The organism is Vibrio sp. 2-1-2a, from assembly GCF_032648565.1.
In the GTDB taxonomy this organism is placed as follows: domain Bacteria; phylum Pseudomonadota; class Gammaproteobacteria; order Enterobacterales; family Vibrionaceae; genus Vibrio; species Vibrio diabolicus.
On sequence record NZ_WBOH01000007.1, the window covers coordinates 1 to 14351 of the forward strand.

Here is a 14351-nt window from a genome sequence, read left to right on the forward strand (position 1 = left end):
GCAAACGGTGAGTTTGCATTTTCTCGTGTTTGGACAAAGCAAAAGGGTAACTGGCAGGTTATCTCTGCGCACTCAACAGTTATCGCATAACAAACTGTTCAAGAGGGATTCGCAACGCGTGGCATTTCTACTATGCGTTGTTTTTAGTGATTAAGGTGTTATGCGGAGGCTTCGGTATTGCGTGCCTCACACCTTAACAAGGCGTTATAACTCTTTTGTCAGTTTTATTGTTACACCTTTGATCTTGAAGAGCCTCAAGAACAATTAACTTGTTGTTAGTATGGTTGCTTATTTTGTGAGACCTTTTCGTTCAAACAATTGATGGGGAGGTTTTTAAGTGGCTGCACGTCCTAGCTTACTAAAAATGAAAGTGGCTTTTGCAAAGGTTAACCGAGATGTATCGGACGTTGGTACAATAATTGGTGGTAAAGTGAATCACAATATCAATGTGCTAACACCAGAGCAGGGCCGTTTTGAAAATGCATGTGCAATTCGGATGTCATATGCACTTAATTATGCTGGTTTTAAGGTTCCTTACATTAAAAATAAAACTGTATCTGGTGGACAGGGAAATTGGTATATCTACAGAGTCAGGGATTTGATCAGCTTCTTGCATCAAAAGTTTGGTGAACCTGAGGTTGTAATTGAAAATCCTAACGCGAATAAGTTGGCTGACTACAAAGGTATATTGGTCGTTGATGTGGATACTTGGCTAGATGCATCAGGGCATGCAAGAATTTGGACTGGCTCAAGGTGTACGGATAGTTGTTACTTCCCACAAGCAAAGAAGGCGTACTTATGGAAACTAGAAGATTAGTCAGCACTATATTTGTTGCAACTTTTAGCGTGGGATTAAGCGCAAGTCCATTGAGCACTCAAAGTGATGAGCAGTTATTTAAAAAATATGCGCTTTCTTCTTGTATTGCGACTTATTACAAGGGCTCCGATGTGGCCAAAGATGCGGTAAAGGCAATGCAAGGCTACAGAGAGTTTTCTAATTTGCCTTTAGATGCATTTTTTGAGCTCAGTGAATTATTGAGCAATAAGAATATTGACTCTTATAAATCAAAAAGTGGTAGTGCAATAGAATTGGCATATTGTTTAGACTTCGCGAGCTCAGAAGACGTTCATAAGCTATTGACTAAGGCAAAATCAGAGTTATAACAAACTGTTTAAGAGTGATTCGCAACGCATGGCATTTTTACTATGCGTTGCTCACCCCTTACCGCGGCGTTATGTTTCTTAGTCGAGTATAGAAAACTATAGTTAATATTTAAATGCTTATTGTGGAAAAGGAGAGTTCATGGATGTGTATTAGTTACTAGCATTTGCGGCTTTTCTAGTGCTCATATCTTCAATGATAATGCTCCTTGGGAGTAGTATTTCCCTCGGGTTACAGATGGAAATACTAGACCCGAGTAGATATAAAACGATCTACTTTTGTTTGTTTCTTTTTCTAGTGTGCTCCTCTTTAATTACGTAAGAAGTAGCGAAAATATCTCGAAGTATCCTAAAAGTAGTTCTTGGTTGTTTACTGTCATTCGATATTCTATGTTTTCACTCTTCATATCCTTTGTGTTTATGGGGTTTTCTGCTTTTTTTGCAGCAGGTAAAAGCTAAATTTGTGGCCCGCGAAATGGTTCGGCTCATTTACGGTAATGTACTGGCGGGTGATAATAAACATAACAAATTGTTCAATAGTGGTTCGGCACGCGTGGTATTTTTACTATGCGTTGGTTTTAGTGTTTACGGTGTAATGGTTGAGTGCTGTGGTAACGTTGCTCACCACTTAAGCGGGTGTTATCTGTCTACACTAAAGTTGGTGTAAAAAACGTAACACTCAATTTCATGTAAGTTAGCGATGCCTCCATTAATAATGAAACACACCTGTTGTAATAACACTGTTCTGTTAATTTCATTGATGAGATAGTAAGGTACAGAACAATGAAAAAGTTAGATGAAGCTAAATTAAATCTAAACTGTACAAAGCAAATGCGAGAGACAACTTTAGGTAAGTTGACTATCGAAGGAGTAAGTAAAAGTTGGTTTGTGCTTGAGTCCGCAGGACCAGACTCTATGACGGAGGGCTCTGACAAAAGAATCAAAGCAGGCACATACAAATTATTGTCTTATAGTTCATCTAGGTATCCTAATGTATATGAACTACAAAATGTTCCGGGTAGGTCATTCATTCTAATCCATGCCGGAAATTATCATCAAGACACTCTCGGCTGTTTGATGCCTGGTAAAACATGGGGAAAGTAGCCAAGTCACATTACTATGTAGGTAGTAGCAAATTGGCTTTGAAAGAAATATTTCTGAAATTGCGAACTATAAAAATCACCATAGATATATCTAACCAGTTGGAGCAGCAACAATGATAAGGAATATAATAATGCTTATGATGTCTGTTTTTTTCTCACTGCCAATGTATGCTAAAAACCAAGAGGTGAATCTCTTACATAACTGGATGATAGAAAACTACCAATCTATAGAATCAAACCTTGAAAAAAAGAAGCTTTGGAAATGGTTCCTGCACTTTTTTCTTTGGTAGAAATTTGGAAGCGTAGAGACGGAGCTATTTCTGGAGAAGTTTCGCCCTTATTGCTGGTTGCGTTAAAAATAGAGCCCCAGAATACTTTACTTTTACTACCTGAAAACCCTGAGTCCTTTAACAAATGGTTAAATGAGTTAGAAGGGATGGTGCTCACAGACCATACAGGTGATGAGAGCAATCAGTTAGAAAAGCTAAGAGTTGATGTATTAGCAACAATGAAATCTTACTCTAGAAAAAACCAGATAAATTGAAGTCGATGGCTGACGCACTCATTGAAAGGTTGGAAGTCATAAGAGTGAGAGTGATATATTGAGCTAGTGCTAGCAGTCAGCTAACAAAGCATTTAAGAGTGATTCCCAACGCTTGGCATTTCAGTTCAAGGTTGGTTTTTTTGTTTACGGTGCAATGGCTTAGGCTTGGTGATAGCGTTGCTCACCCCTTAACGCGGCGTTATGTACTATTGCAGCTAAATAGCCATGGTGCAAATTTCATTATTCATTAGTAGTACCTCATTTTCTCCAGGTTTTCTGAGAAATCTAGTCTAAGCGCACTTATGCACTTATATATGATACTTCAACACCAACAGCTATCGGATAGAATTTTAATATATCTCCTGCAACTCGAAAGCTCGGGTTGTGAATGTTCATTGATCTAATAGAGCGAAGCATCTTTATCGGTTTGTATGGATACAGCCAATAATAAATATCGGCATCTTCAGGTAGTGGGGCTGCTTCATTAAGTAAAAACTCGGCTAACTCAGTGTACAGAGGATCGTGTGGCCTGTCTGAATACGCTAGTGGCTGCCAACAAATGATCAACGAAAGCTTTGGCTAACTTTAAGGTTTTATACGGACGGTAGGTCGTTCTATTAAATGAGTACTCAAAAGTTAGGTTGCTAAGATGCTCAGCAATGTCATTGCGGAAATCAATTAGCTCTCCGCCGTATTTGCTTCCAAGTAGGCTATTACATTTTCCACAAACAGTTCTAAAGTGAATACCGCCTTGAGAGGGGTTTCCTTTGGGTTTCTCAGAAGTTCCTAGGTACTCTGGTAACTTTAACGATTACTTTGTCTTCAACATTACCGCAACCTTGAGGTACAATATTTTCTCTGGTCAGTTTTCCGTGCTCTCGACAAATCGTACAGTAGTCATGCGTCTTGCCCTAAGTCATAACTCTTTTCTGTAATCGCTGTGAAAACTTTCCATAGTCTGCGCCTCATAATAGTTACTGAACGGAGTTTAATCTACATTAGCTTTAAATACAGTAAATTAGAATTCACATAACAAAGCATTTAAGAGTGATTCGCAATACTTAGCGTTTTTGGGTTTCTTCTGCTTTTGTGTTTACTGTGGTCGAATTAAGTTGTGTGCTAGTGTTACTCACCACTCTAGCGAGTGTTATAACTTTTTTGTCAGCTGAATCATGATTTCTTAGAAGCAAAGGGGGACGAACCTATGAAAACTAGTCAGCGTTATTTCTGTTGCTGTTTTTAGTTTTGGGCTCAGCGCAAGCCCTTTAGTCTTCCCAAGTGATGAGTAATTGTTCAAAAATTTTGCTCTTTCTTCTCGTATTGCAACCAAATATTAGGAGTCCGAAGTCCAAGAATGGTTGCGTGATAGAGATAGCTTATTGTATAGATTTCTCTAATTTGGAAGTCGTGCATAAGCTATACTCAAAGGCAAAATCAGAGTTATAACAAACAGTCTCTTTTAAATGCAAAAGGTGCGTAGAAGGAATTTCTTCGCAGATGTCTACTTCAAGCGGAAGATTTGTGATGCTAGTTTTAATGCTAATAATAATATTATTATTATCGACGGTTCATTTTTCACATGTATTATTGATGCTCTATAGGTTATCTGAAGAAAAGTTATCGCCGAGCGTTACTTTTCTTCGTCCATTATCTGTGTGTGTTATGGCTGCATGTGCTCAGTACTATATTCTTTCAATGATAACTGGCTACAATTTGCCCGAGATTGCTGGACTGGCTCTAGTGGCTACGAATGCATTCTTCTTCGTTGGTTTTCATTCTGCGTACAGATCAAGGCTAAAAAGCTTAGAAAGTAAAAAGTAATCCTAAGCCTATGTTAAGCCAACAAAGCATTTAAGAGCGATTCCCAACGCTTAGCGTTTTCAGTGCATAGGTTAGGTGAAAGCGTTTTCTTACACCTGCTTAGATACTTTGGCCCACGTCGACCTAAACTACAATCTCAGTGAGCTTTGGGGCGACCCAGAGTTTTGTGAGGAGGTTACTGAGTTTAAGCTGGTAGATATCATGGTGTATAGTGTAAGCGCGTAAATAATAAATTTTTTAAACCTGAACCTCAACCCTTAAGTATTTTTTGCTCAAGGTTTATTTTATGCTCCATTCTTATAAGGTACCAAAAGGTTTTAACTATTGCCAAGTGGCGAACACGTGAAGACTGGGAGCGGTTTTGGGGAACTAGTAACCCAGAAAAAATGAAGAAGATGAGTGAAATTGCAGAGCGTATTTCAGTCGAACCATTCGATGAAATTGAAGATAGAACTAAGTAGGGCAATAGAAACTTTAAAGTGATGCCTAATGCACAGTTTGGCGGATAATATGAAAGACAATCTTAACCAAGGAACAGGGTTATGCAGATTTTAATTGTTGGAGGTAGTAAGGGTCTAGGAAGGTTCTTGGCTACGAACTTACAGGGTATAGAAACTTATACTATTTCTAGATCAAAGCTAGTTGAGGATGGAGTAGCTTCTGTTCGTATTGATGTTAGTCCGGAGAAAAAACCAGATTACACGTGCTTCAAAGGTGTAAAGTTTGACATCATAGTTTATTTGGCGTCGATGTGGGGAGAGTCTTCAAAATTGACAACAAACGAACTGATTGAGTTTATGAATGTTGGCCCGATTGGGTATCTTAATTTAGTCAATGAACTTAACGCTTTAGGTTCACTTAACGATAAATGCAATATTGTATCTATTGGATCTACAGCAGAGCTTTCAGAAAATAGTGAGTACCCTGCATTCAGCCTCAGTAAAAGATTACTCAAAGATATTTCTAGCCAGCTTCAAAACGTTTATCGTGATTACCGCTTTACTCACTTTACAATAGGTGGGATCGGGCATGCAGAAGAGGAACGTATTGAGTATTCGAGCGTTTTGGAAATTATAAATACGCTAACTAAGCTAGATCCAAACACATACCTTTCAAATATGCATATAAAGTCCAAGCTAGGAATGTAGCTCTCAAGCTGTATTACGTACCTGCTTCTATGATTTGGCATCATGTGCATTCTTTTTATTGAGCTATGGTTATAACTCCAATGAAAGGAGTTTACTTATGTCATACATTGATGGGTTTGTCGCTGCAGTACCGACAGCGAATAAAGAAAAGTATATCGCACACGCAAAAATAGCAGCAGAAATGTTCAGGGAGTTTGGGGCCTTAAAGGTTATTGAGACGTGGGGAAGTGAAGTTCCAGATGGTGAGATCACATCGTTTCCCATGGCAGTTAAAGCTGAAAGCAACGAAACCGTTGTGTTTTCATGGGTAGTCTGGCCTTCAAAAGAAGTGCGAGACTCAGGGTGGCAGCGGATCATGGGTGATCCTCGAATGAGTCCTGAGAATAACCCAATGCCCTTTGATGGAAAGCGTCTCATTTATGGTGGATTTGATGTTATTTTGGAGCAGTAAAATATCAGAGAATCCCCAGCTTGATTCGTGACACTTGGTGCTTTAATCAGGATTACGCTTCTGATGTACATTCAATAAAGTATTCCGCGATAAGGGTTGATAAAACTTCATGTGGAGGCTTAGAGTAAAAATGGAAGGGATAAATTATTCACTGATTGTCGTATCAGCTATAGCTAGCCCCGGGCCTGCGATGGCAGGCACGTTAATGAACTACGGTCAACGCCTTGATAACCAACGGAAACCTAGACGTTGCATTACTTATAGTTCGATGAGATGTTATCCCGCAAGACGTTAATTTGGAGAAAAGAATGGATTCAAACTCACTATTATTATTTGTTGTCGCTTGTCTCGCTATCAACATGATTCCTGGACCTGATGTAATTTATATTGTTTCCAATACAATGAAAGGTAAGTTATCTGCTGGGCTGAAAGCGGCTTTGGGGCTTGGTGTTGGTTACTTTTTTCATACATTAGCGGCATGTTTAGGTTTGTCAGCAATAATTCTGAGTTCAGCTTTGGCTTTTAGCGTTGTTAAATGGTTAGGAGCCGCTTACCTAGTTTATTTAGGTGTTCAGTCGTTACTGTCCATGTGGCGTGGAGAAAGTAAAATCGTTGAAAACAAAAACGTTGATAATAATAAAAATGTATTTGTTCAGGGTGTTATCGTCAGCGTCTTGAATCCAAAAGTAGCGTTATTCTTCCTGTCATTTCTACCTCAATTTATTGATACGTCTGCAAGCTCAACATCAATGCAATTATTAGTACTTGGCTTGCTGTTCAGCGCACTTGCGACGACATGTAACGTTTTGTACGCATCTGTGGGTAATTGGGTATTTAGTCGTTCACACTCTCAGCGTTACTCTAGAACTCTTGAAGGTGTTTCGGGTATTCTGCTTATCAGTCTAGCGAGTAAAGTGGCATTTAGTGATCGTTAGATACAGGGCATTTTATTCTCGTGATTTTTATATGGCTAATGTTTGCTCAATCTATACGTAAAATGAGTGCTATTGCATAGGTTGAATCACAAATTTCATAAATACCAATAAGTGAACGTATTTATTTATAGTATGGTTGGCGCGATTTTATCGTAGCTAGGTTAATAACATGAAAAATAAAGTAATTCTGTGTTCCGCATTCCTTTTGGGTTTGTCAGGTTGTGCTTCTGTTCCTACTGTTGATTCGACAGTATCAAATCAAATGAAATCATTTGAAGCACCTCAAAAGGGGAACGCAGGGATTTACATTTATCGAGAAGATGCTTTTGTCGGAGCAGCGCTTAAAAAGTATGTTTACGTCGATGGGGAATGTATTGGTGAAACAGCTCCTGGTGTATTCTTCTACCATGAGGTCGAAGGCAATAAAGAACATCAAGTAAGTACAGAGTCTGAGTTTTCTGAAAATCACTTAACTATCTTAACGGAAGAGGGCCGTAATTATTTCGTTAATCAATACATTAAAATGGGTGTATTTGTTGGTGGTGCGGGCGTAGAACTCGTGGACGAAAGCAAAGGTAAAGCAGAAGTACTAAAAGTAGACATGGCAGAAAAAGGAAACTGTCCTTCGATCTAGTTTAACTGACTGATTTTACATTTAAAAGTACTTAAAAAAACACAACCCAGCGCTTGACACGAAAAGTTCAACGTTGGGTTGCGTTTTTATGGCCAACAGCTTTTACTTGGTGTTGTTATTGGTAATACATAAGCGTAAATCAGCAACAAGGATGTGTAATGAAAAATAAGATGTGGATCTTCGCAATTATCTTACTCATTGGTGGGCCTTCACTATTGCCATTTAGTCTGGAAGTTATTTCTATCATCGAGTTATTTGGGCTGTTAGGGTTGTGGACGGTTTATTCATCCTATGCTGAGTATTTGATCAAGCATCCTCGGCTCAAAAGAGGCGCATCTTTAGCTACATGTTGGGATCTTCAACCTCAAATATTATTCTCATTTCGTGATATTAAAGTATTCCCACCGCTGATATTTCATATGTTTCCTGTTCAAAGTGTGTTGGTTTGGTCTTTAATTTTTACCTTTTCGGGCGGTGTTATTTGCCATTATGTAATTTGATCTAACCATTGTTCAAAGCATTTCCTTATTAAGTTTAATTACTTGTTTAAGCGGTTACGCGGGGATGAAACAGGTCATTAAATAACTTGGCGATCATCAAAATGAGCATGATGTTTACCAGCATGAGTAAAGGTGTTTCGATACGATACTCCGGGGTCAAGTTAAGTGCGCCTGAGGTTAATACCACCAATAAATTGACGCCTAAGACTCTATGGGTCATCAGCTGTGGTGTAGAAAATACCTCCCAAATCAAAATAATATTGATGAAATAAAATAACCCTAGTTGCCATAGCTCAGTCATCATGGGCATCAAGAAGATGTATTGCAGCAGTATCACTGAACCTGTTCCCAAAACGCCAAAGAAGGCATCTTTAACAACGCTAGGAGGCATTGTAGGTACTATTGATGAAAAGACACCGGCCAACATAGGGAAGATAAACCCACCTGGTACAGGGAGATAAATCCAAACCAATAACGAGGTGATAAACATCGATAGGCCTTGCAAAACCTTTCTGCGGTCTTCTTTCAAGTGCTGTATGAAAGTCCGGTGTTCACGATGCCAAGATGTTTTCTGTTTCACTTGTTCTGTCAATAAGGTACGACCAATTAGATGCGTGGTTGGCTGAGCGATATTAAATAGCGTCAGGTTTTGAGCCACAGGTTTCCAGTCAATATCATCACAGTGGGGCTTTTCCACTTGTTCAAGTAATCGTTCTTGAATACGTTTCATCTCTTCGAGGCGCTGATGCCACAGCTTTCGATGTTCTTTGAGGTGGTAACTGCCCGTGAGCGGTAATCCCAGTAGTTGGCACATCTTCTCAATGTTTGCTGTGTTGGTTTCAAGCGCATCAATATCAATGTCATTTGGTTTGTCCATAGCTTTAAGCAACACCTCACGGCTGTTCTCAAAGCGTTGAATGAAATTCTCTTCAGTATTCACTGGCCAAACCAAACGATAAACAACGGAGAAGGTAATGATGCCAAGGATAGTTTCCTGCATTCGAAGTACTGCGAAATGGAACGTCACTTGACTATCAAACCCTCCCATACAAGCGATGATAGAGCACACAGCAAAGCCTATGGAGAACACATCACCGTACTTTTCGTCGCTCGACATGAAAATGCATACACCTAAAAATAGGGTAAAAAAAGTCAGGAACAAAAAGCGATCTTGAGAAAATGCTGTGATTAGGAAAAAGGCATAGCCAATGCCCAGTAGGGTTCCCACTAGGCGATTATGACCTTTGTTTATCGAGTGAGCGAAGCTTTCATTTAATGCCATTACCGCGACGGCGATCGCTGCCCAATAGGGTTTCTCCCATTGAAACCATAAGGCGAGGCAGATTGCGATAACGATAGACAGTGCAGCTTTTATTGCTTCTTTGGTTGAGGCATTAAACATACATTTCACCGCATTTATTGTTTGATGATTTTGATGGATGCCGTCATACCGACGCGTAGTTGAAAATCTTTTGGTAAGTTGTCTAATTTCACTTTAATTGGAATGCGTTGAGCTAAGCGTATCCACTGAAAGTTAGGGTTCACATTAGGCAGAAGGTCGTTACCTGTACTACCGTCTTGCTTCGCGATGCCGTAACCAATGCTCTTGATTTTGCCTTCTAGCACCATTTCGTCGTGCATCATTAAGGTTACGTATGCTTTATCTTGTGGATCAACACCAACTAAATCCGTTTCTTTGAAATAGCCTTCGATCCAAAAGCTGTCTTCATCAATTAATGCTACAACTGGTGAGTTTGCGACAACTTGGGAGCCGGTGCGCAGATTAAAATTGGTGATGTAACCATTTGTTGGAGCGTACACCTTGGTGTAATCAAGGTTCAGTTTTGCTTCTTCGACGTTTGCTTTCGCCAGCTCCACGTTTGCGATTGCTGTCTCTACGGCGTTGTTCAAATTGTTCAACGTCAGCACCGATACCGCGCCAGGTGTACGCTTTTCTAGTTCCAGTGCACGTTGTTCTTCATTTTTGGCTTTCGCTAACAACGCAATGGCTTGCTTTTGAGCCGCCTGGGCTTTGTGGTAAGACGCTTTATAAATGCTTGGGTCAATCTCAAACAGTAAGTCGCCCGCATTAACTTGGGAGTTGTCTTCAACATACACCTTGATGACTTGCCCGGTTACACGGGGCGTTATAGACACAATGTACGCGCTGACATGACCATCTCTAGTCCAAGGATTGTTTGAGTATGATTGGTAGTAACTGAAAATCACAGTGCCAGCGGAACACAGTAATAAAAATGTGATTAGATAACGTTTTATCACGGAATTTGCCTCAAAAGATGGTTATGAATCGACCAATAACGCCAGTAAAAATCACAATTAGGCTCAGCTCTGCAAGTGCTGGAAACGCAACGTATTTGTGTACCCCTAATTTTGTCGCAACGGTTCCAACCAAAATGGTGAGCATGTAAGCCAATGCAATAACCAGCAGCAAGGGTGGGAAGTAAACTTCACCCCACACAAGCTCATGTGGCATTGAGTTCATGGTGCTTTTCTCTATTTATTTGATGAATGCAAAGATAAGAGAAATCCTACAAATGTAATAATCGCTTTTGTAGGATCAAATCCATCAATGTATTTTTTAGAGAGTTCGTAATGAGTTACATCTAATGTCGAACGTGCTTTAAGGGGAGTGTGAGTGCGATAAGTTTTCGCATTTACGTGCGGAATAACTACGTATCTAATGATGAAGATAAAAGCCTCGGGTCAACCGTCGCTCTTCCGAGCTAGCATTCTCAATAACTTGTGATAGTTTAGTCATGTAGCCCTAAGATATAAGAAAACCTATGAATTTTAGTCTTGAACAACTATTGGCATTCGTTGCTGTTTACGAGGAGCTTTCGTTTAGCAAGGCTGCTGTAAAATTGAATAAGCACAGAACAACCATCGGGCAGGTTATTACGAATTTAGAAGATTTACTTGCTGTGAGCTTGTTTAATCGGGTTGGCCGTTCCGTAGAACCCACTGAAGATGCTCGCCTTCTTTACCACTATGCAAAGCAAACAATTGAACAAGCCCGTACGTTCGACAAAGTCGCATTGAGCCTTGCTCATGGTGGCTTAGAGAGTGTCAGCATTGCCTATTCTAGTGCCATCCCACATCGTTTACTGGTGTTACTTCGTGTTCAATTAGCGGCAGATTTTCCGATGATGCGAGTTAACTTTTTTGTTCGTAACCGTAACGAGATCAAAGAAGGTTTAGCGACTGGTAAGTACCAGTTCGGTATTGTCAATGTGCATGATAGCCGTGCAATACACAGTCTAGACTCGACGTTTTTAGGTCACTTTGAATTTGTTCCCTTTGTCCAGAAAGGTGGTGAACTGGCTTCTATGGCACCCGACCGAGTGTTAACTGCGTTGAGGAATAGCAAGCAATTTGTGTTGCGATCTTTCATTGAAGAAGGAATGGGTGAAAAAGTTATCGTCAGTTCGAATCATGAAGAAGTCGATCAGTTGGCTCTTGTTGTAAAAATGGTTGAAGCAGGGCTAGGGTGGGCGGTTCTTCCTAGAACGCTGGCTCATTCGGAATTTTCTAATAATGATATAGAGCCCGTTGAAGTCTGTGAATTACTAGAAGGCGTTAAGTTTGGTTTTGGCCTTTGGTGTCAACCCTCTAAGCAAATTGGGGATGTAAAAGACTCTATCATGAGGGTTGTTACGGCGTATCGGGAGAAGCTAATCCGCGATTTTAAAGCGACGCCATAACCGTATTCATCCAGACCACATTTATAAACAAGACTCAATTCGAGTCTTGTTTTTTACTTGAAAAATTCTTCTCTTCTGATTGGACGTTAATGTTTATTGGGAGGGAGTAATCTTCTGTATGTGATTATAAAATCGATGCTTTTTTACTTATTCAAGCTTCGTTCAATGAGAAAGCTCATATCGCTCAGCCGCTTTAGTTTAAGAAAGAGAGGCTGCAGTTATTTCACCTCTTGCTCTGATCTAAATAAATTGAGAACCAGTACCCCTAGAACTATAGCGATAGAAATAGAGACGAATCGAGTCATTTGAGCAGAAAATGATTCGATGCCCGTATTGTTAATAATCTGGTAAGTCAGCACAGTGAAGTTAGTAAAAAGCAATTGATAGATGGTTAAGTGTGTCTGTCGACGTATTGCAAAACACGCTAGTTGCAGGCCACAAAAGATGGTAACGCCAAGTACAACGTAAGTAGGTGCACCTGTGGCTACTGCAAGCATGCATGGAATAGTAAACAAGATCCCTAGGCTTGTAGTGATAATTCGATACCGCCCAAAGGAATGACTGTCTTGATTAACTGGGTGCTTAATCATGCTGCCAAATGTTATTGCGATTAATAGCGTTTGAGAGCTTCCAGATGATATTAGCGCGTACAAAACAACACACAATGCGGTTGCTTTAAAGGCGATAAGCCCGATATGTTCGTCTGCACCATCAAGAGTGGTTTGGTCTGGTTGTATATCTTTTTCGTCCCCAGGGAATAGCCAAAAGCTAATATATGTGGCAACCAACGCAACAATGAAACTATTAAATAAGACCCATGGCAACCCCTCAAGCGACAACCCCACTTGTTGGCTTGTGACCACGATAATCAATACAACAATCAAAGTGAGTGTCGAAACGATGTCTTTGGGATCGCGATGACTTCGGTAATAACTCCAACAGAGAAGTGACCAAGTAAACAGTAAGAAGCCACTAGGAGAGCTCATGAGCGCTCCTGCTAAAGTTACGATGCCAAAGCTGAGAAGTGAGAGTATTACCAGCAATTTCAACATCATGTTGAACGGGGGTTTAGATGGCATCAGTGTTAGAAAAATCACAACGAATATTGGCGCGATAAAGGGAGTAGGTGCACCTGAATACTGTAAGTAAAACAGTAAAAGAATCGGAGTGAAAACCAATCTAATGATTGGGTTTGCTGAACTATGAAACATAAGTCCAGATACTCAACACTCTCATCCAGAAAGAGGCCAGCCACTCTCCAAAGGTGCTTTGCTCAGTTAAAAAAGCGACCGTTGCTTTCGAACCATAACGTACGTTTTCGGGAATATCTCCGCCTTCAAAAACAATATTTACAGGATAGCGCTGTGCGTTTAAGGAATTATTGTCTGCAACCAAAAAGCCAGTTGTCGGATCGACGTCGTTACTGCCACCAGTACCCCAACCAATGCTTTCTACTCGCCCTTCAAACACTCTGCCAGGTAAAGCATCCAACACAATCTTTGTTTTTTGTCCCGCACGAACATGCTCGAGTGAGTTTTCGCGAACAAGCGCTGATACCCACACGCCTCTCGGATCAATGAAAGTGACAAGAGGTGAGCCAGTCGTCGCTTTTTGCCCAACAGTGAGTTGTAAGTTAGAAACGATCCCCTTTGATGGAGCAATCACTTTCGTTCGTTGTAAGTCGAGTTGCGCTTTTTCTAGATTTGCTATAGCTGCGAGAATCTGGGGATTATCTTGCCCTTCGGGACCAAGATTATGCTTGGCTTGAGCTAAGGACGCTTCTGCTGCCTCTAATGTGGCTTGAGCTCGTGCTTTGGCTTCGATGGCGTTGTCTAGCTCAGATTTACTCAATACCCCTTTTGCGGCGAGCTCGGTTACGCGAGCTGCTTGTTCTCTTGCGTTGTCACGAGCTGCGAGTGATTCAATGACCTTAGCTTGTGCCACTTCAACAGCCGCGGTGTTGGCTCCAATGTTTTGGCCAGCAATGGCTAAGTTTGCTTCGGCTGAACGCAGATTAATTTGATAATCTCTTGGATCAATTTCGAAAAGCACATCACCAGCATTAACGACTTGATTATTACGAACATGGATTTCAGTTAGGTTCCCCGAAACCTCTGGAGTAATACGGACAAGATAAGAATGAATCCGAGCGGTGCCAGTGATTGGTGTTACTCGATCAGCCCACAAGCTATATAGCCAAACCACAAAAACGAGGCCAATAATAATAAAGCTTAACTTTCTGGAAGATGATTCCGCTTTAGACATCCAATTCTCTCTTGTTACAATACGTTAGGTAAGCAATGTTACAACATGTGACATAAACAATGCTTCC

At 40.5% G+C, this 14351-nt stretch carries 15 protein-coding genes; 10 read left to right on the plus strand and 5 right to left on the minus strand.

Annotated features, from left to right (window positions below; all coding sequences use genetic code 11):
• Window positions 1-337 precede the first annotated feature (337 nt).
• The 9 genes from F7Y48_RS18225 (at window position 338) to F7Y48_RS18265 (ending at window position 8297) form a co-directional block, all read left to right on the plus strand.
• Window positions 338-817 carry a type VI secretion system amidase effector protein Tae4 gene (locus tag F7Y48_RS18225; protein ID WP_316685210.1) on the plus strand — a complete coding sequence of 160 codons (480 nt, stop codon included), beginning with the start codon at window positions 338-340 and terminating at the stop codon, window positions 815-817.
• Window positions 799-1164 carry a T6SS amidase immunity protein Tai4 family protein gene (locus tag F7Y48_RS18230; RefSeq protein ID WP_316685211.1) on the plus strand — a complete coding sequence of 122 codons (366 nt, stop codon included), beginning with the start codon at window positions 799-801 and terminating at the stop codon, window positions 1162-1164. Before F7Y48_RS18225 ends, F7Y48_RS18230 begins: the two co-directional genes overlap by 19 nt.
• Before the next feature lie 780 nt (window positions 1165-1944).
• Complete coding sequence (locus F7Y48_RS18235; RefSeq protein ID WP_253652135.1) at window positions 1945-2265, plus strand: DUF5675 family protein; 321 nt, start codon at window positions 1945-1947, stop codon at window positions 2263-2265.
• 261 nt (window positions 2266-2526) lie between these two features.
• The gene (locus F7Y48_RS18240) at window positions 2527-2808 is read left to right on the plus strand and encodes a hypothetical protein (protein ID WP_258507250.1); all 282 of its coding nucleotides are present in this window, start codon (window positions 2527-2529) and stop codon (window positions 2806-2808) included.
• Between the two features lie 2363 nt (window positions 2809-5171).
• Window positions 5172-5777: an SDR family oxidoreductase gene (locus F7Y48_RS18245; protein ID WP_170903380.1), complete on the plus strand. Its 606-nt coding sequence runs from the start codon at window positions 5172-5174 to the stop codon at window positions 5775-5777.
• 97 nt (window positions 5778-5874) lie between these two features.
• On the plus strand, window positions 5875-6228 hold the full coding sequence (locus F7Y48_RS18250; protein WP_012841750.1) for a DUF1428 domain-containing protein: 354 nt from the start codon (window positions 5875-5877) through the stop codon (window positions 6226-6228).
• A 308-nt stretch (window positions 6229-6536) separates the two neighbouring features.
• The gene (locus tag F7Y48_RS18255) at window positions 6537-7163 is read left to right on the plus strand and encodes a LysE family translocator (RefSeq protein ID WP_301576108.1); all 627 of its coding nucleotides are present in this window, start codon (window positions 6537-6539) and stop codon (window positions 7161-7163) included.
• Between the two features lie 169 nt (window positions 7164-7332).
• Window positions 7333-7797, plus strand: coding sequence for a DUF2846 domain-containing protein (locus F7Y48_RS18260; protein WP_005397344.1), 465 nt, complete (start codon window positions 7333-7335; stop codon window positions 7795-7797).
• Between the two features lie 158 nt (window positions 7798-7955).
• Window positions 7956-8297, plus strand: a complete 342-nt coding sequence (locus F7Y48_RS18265) for a hypothetical protein (protein WP_041852946.1) — start codon at window positions 7956-7958, stop codon at window positions 8295-8297.
• A gap of 46 nt (window positions 8298-8343) precedes the next feature.
• On the opposite strand, the gene F7Y48_RS18270 is transcribed toward F7Y48_RS18265, so the two are convergent.
• The 3 genes from F7Y48_RS18270 to F7Y48_RS18280 are packed head-to-tail and all read right to left on the minus strand — an operon-like array spanning window position 8344 to window position 10800.
• Window positions 8344-9699, minus strand: coding sequence for an FUSC family protein (locus F7Y48_RS18270; RefSeq protein ID WP_316685212.1), 1356 nt, complete (start codon window positions 9697-9699; stop codon window positions 8344-8346).
• Window positions 9700-9713: 14 nt separating this feature from the next.
• Window positions 9714-10577, minus strand: coding sequence for an HlyD family secretion protein (locus F7Y48_RS18275; RefSeq protein WP_031780619.1), 864 nt, complete (start codon window positions 10575-10577; stop codon window positions 9714-9716).
• Window positions 10578-10587: 10 nt separating this feature from the next.
• Window positions 10588-10800, minus strand: coding sequence for a DUF1656 domain-containing protein (locus tag F7Y48_RS18280; RefSeq protein WP_048626481.1), 213 nt, complete (start codon window positions 10798-10800; stop codon window positions 10588-10590).
• Window positions 10801-11101: 301 nt separating this feature from the next.
• On the opposite strand from F7Y48_RS18280, the gene F7Y48_RS18285 reads away from it, so the two are divergent.
• Entirely contained in the window at window positions 11102-12019 is a 918-nt protein-coding gene (locus F7Y48_RS18285) for a LysR family transcriptional regulator (RefSeq protein WP_104974041.1), read from the plus strand.
• A gap of 218 nt (window positions 12020-12237) precedes the next feature.
• Here the strand turns inward: F7Y48_RS18285 and F7Y48_RS18290 are convergent, their stop codons facing one another.
• Window positions 12238-13230: a DUF2955 domain-containing protein gene (locus F7Y48_RS18290; RefSeq protein WP_316685213.1), complete on the minus strand. Its 993-nt coding sequence runs from the start codon at window positions 13228-13230 to the stop codon at window positions 12238-12240.
• Entirely contained in the window at window positions 13220-14284 is a 1065-nt protein-coding gene (locus F7Y48_RS18295; RefSeq protein ID WP_046875202.1) for an HlyD family secretion protein, read from the minus strand. The genes F7Y48_RS18290 and F7Y48_RS18295 overlap by 11 nt, the downstream gene beginning before the upstream one ends.
• Between the last annotated feature and the right edge of the window lie 67 nt (window positions 14285-14351).

Bases quoted from the DNA above. Each gene is read 5' to 3' on its own strand.
- F7Y48_RS18230 (WP_316685211.1), top strand. From the start codon at position 799: ATGGAAACTAGAAGATTAGTCAGCACTATATTTGTTGCAACTTTTAGC.
- F7Y48_RS18235 (WP_253652135.1), top strand. From the start codon at position 1,945: ATGAAAAAGTTAGATGAAGCTAAATTAAATCTAAACTGTACAAAGCAA.
- F7Y48_RS18240 (WP_258507250.1), top strand. From the start codon at position 2,527: ATGGTTCCTGCACTTTTTTCTTTGGTAGAAATTTGGAAGCGTAGAGAC.
- F7Y48_RS18245 (WP_170903380.1), top strand. From the start codon at position 5,172: ATGCAGATTTTAATTGTTGGAGGTAGTAAGGGTCTAGGAAGGTTCTTG.
- F7Y48_RS18250 (WP_012841750.1), top strand. From the start codon at position 5,875: ATGTCATACATTGATGGGTTTGTCGCTGCAGTACCGACAGCGAATAAA.
- F7Y48_RS18255 (WP_301576108.1), top strand. From the start codon at position 6,537: ATGGATTCAAACTCACTATTATTATTTGTTGTCGCTTGTCTCGCTATC.
- F7Y48_RS18260 (WP_005397344.1), top strand. From the start codon at position 7,333: ATGAAAAATAAAGTAATTCTGTGTTCCGCATTCCTTTTGGGTTTGTCA.
- F7Y48_RS18265 (WP_041852946.1), top strand. From the start codon at position 7,956: ATGAAAAATAAGATGTGGATCTTCGCAATTATCTTACTCATTGGTGGG.
- F7Y48_RS18270 (WP_316685212.1), bottom strand. From the start codon at position 9,699: ATGTTTAATGCCTCAACCAAAGAAGCAATAAAAGCTGCACTGTCTATC.
- F7Y48_RS18280 (WP_048626481.1), bottom strand. From the start codon at position 10,800: ATGAACTCAATGCCACATGAGCTTGTGTGGGGTGAAGTTTACTTCCCA.
- F7Y48_RS18285 (WP_104974041.1), top strand. From the start codon at position 11,102: ATGAATTTTAGTCTTGAACAACTATTGGCATTCGTTGCTGTTTACGAG.
- F7Y48_RS18290 (WP_316685213.1), bottom strand. From the start codon at position 13,230: ATGTTTCATAGTTCAGCAAACCCAATCATTAGATTGGTTTTCACTCCG.
- F7Y48_RS18295 (WP_046875202.1), bottom strand. From the start codon at position 14,284: ATGTCTAAAGCGGAATCATCTTCCAGAAAGTTAAGCTTTATTATTATT.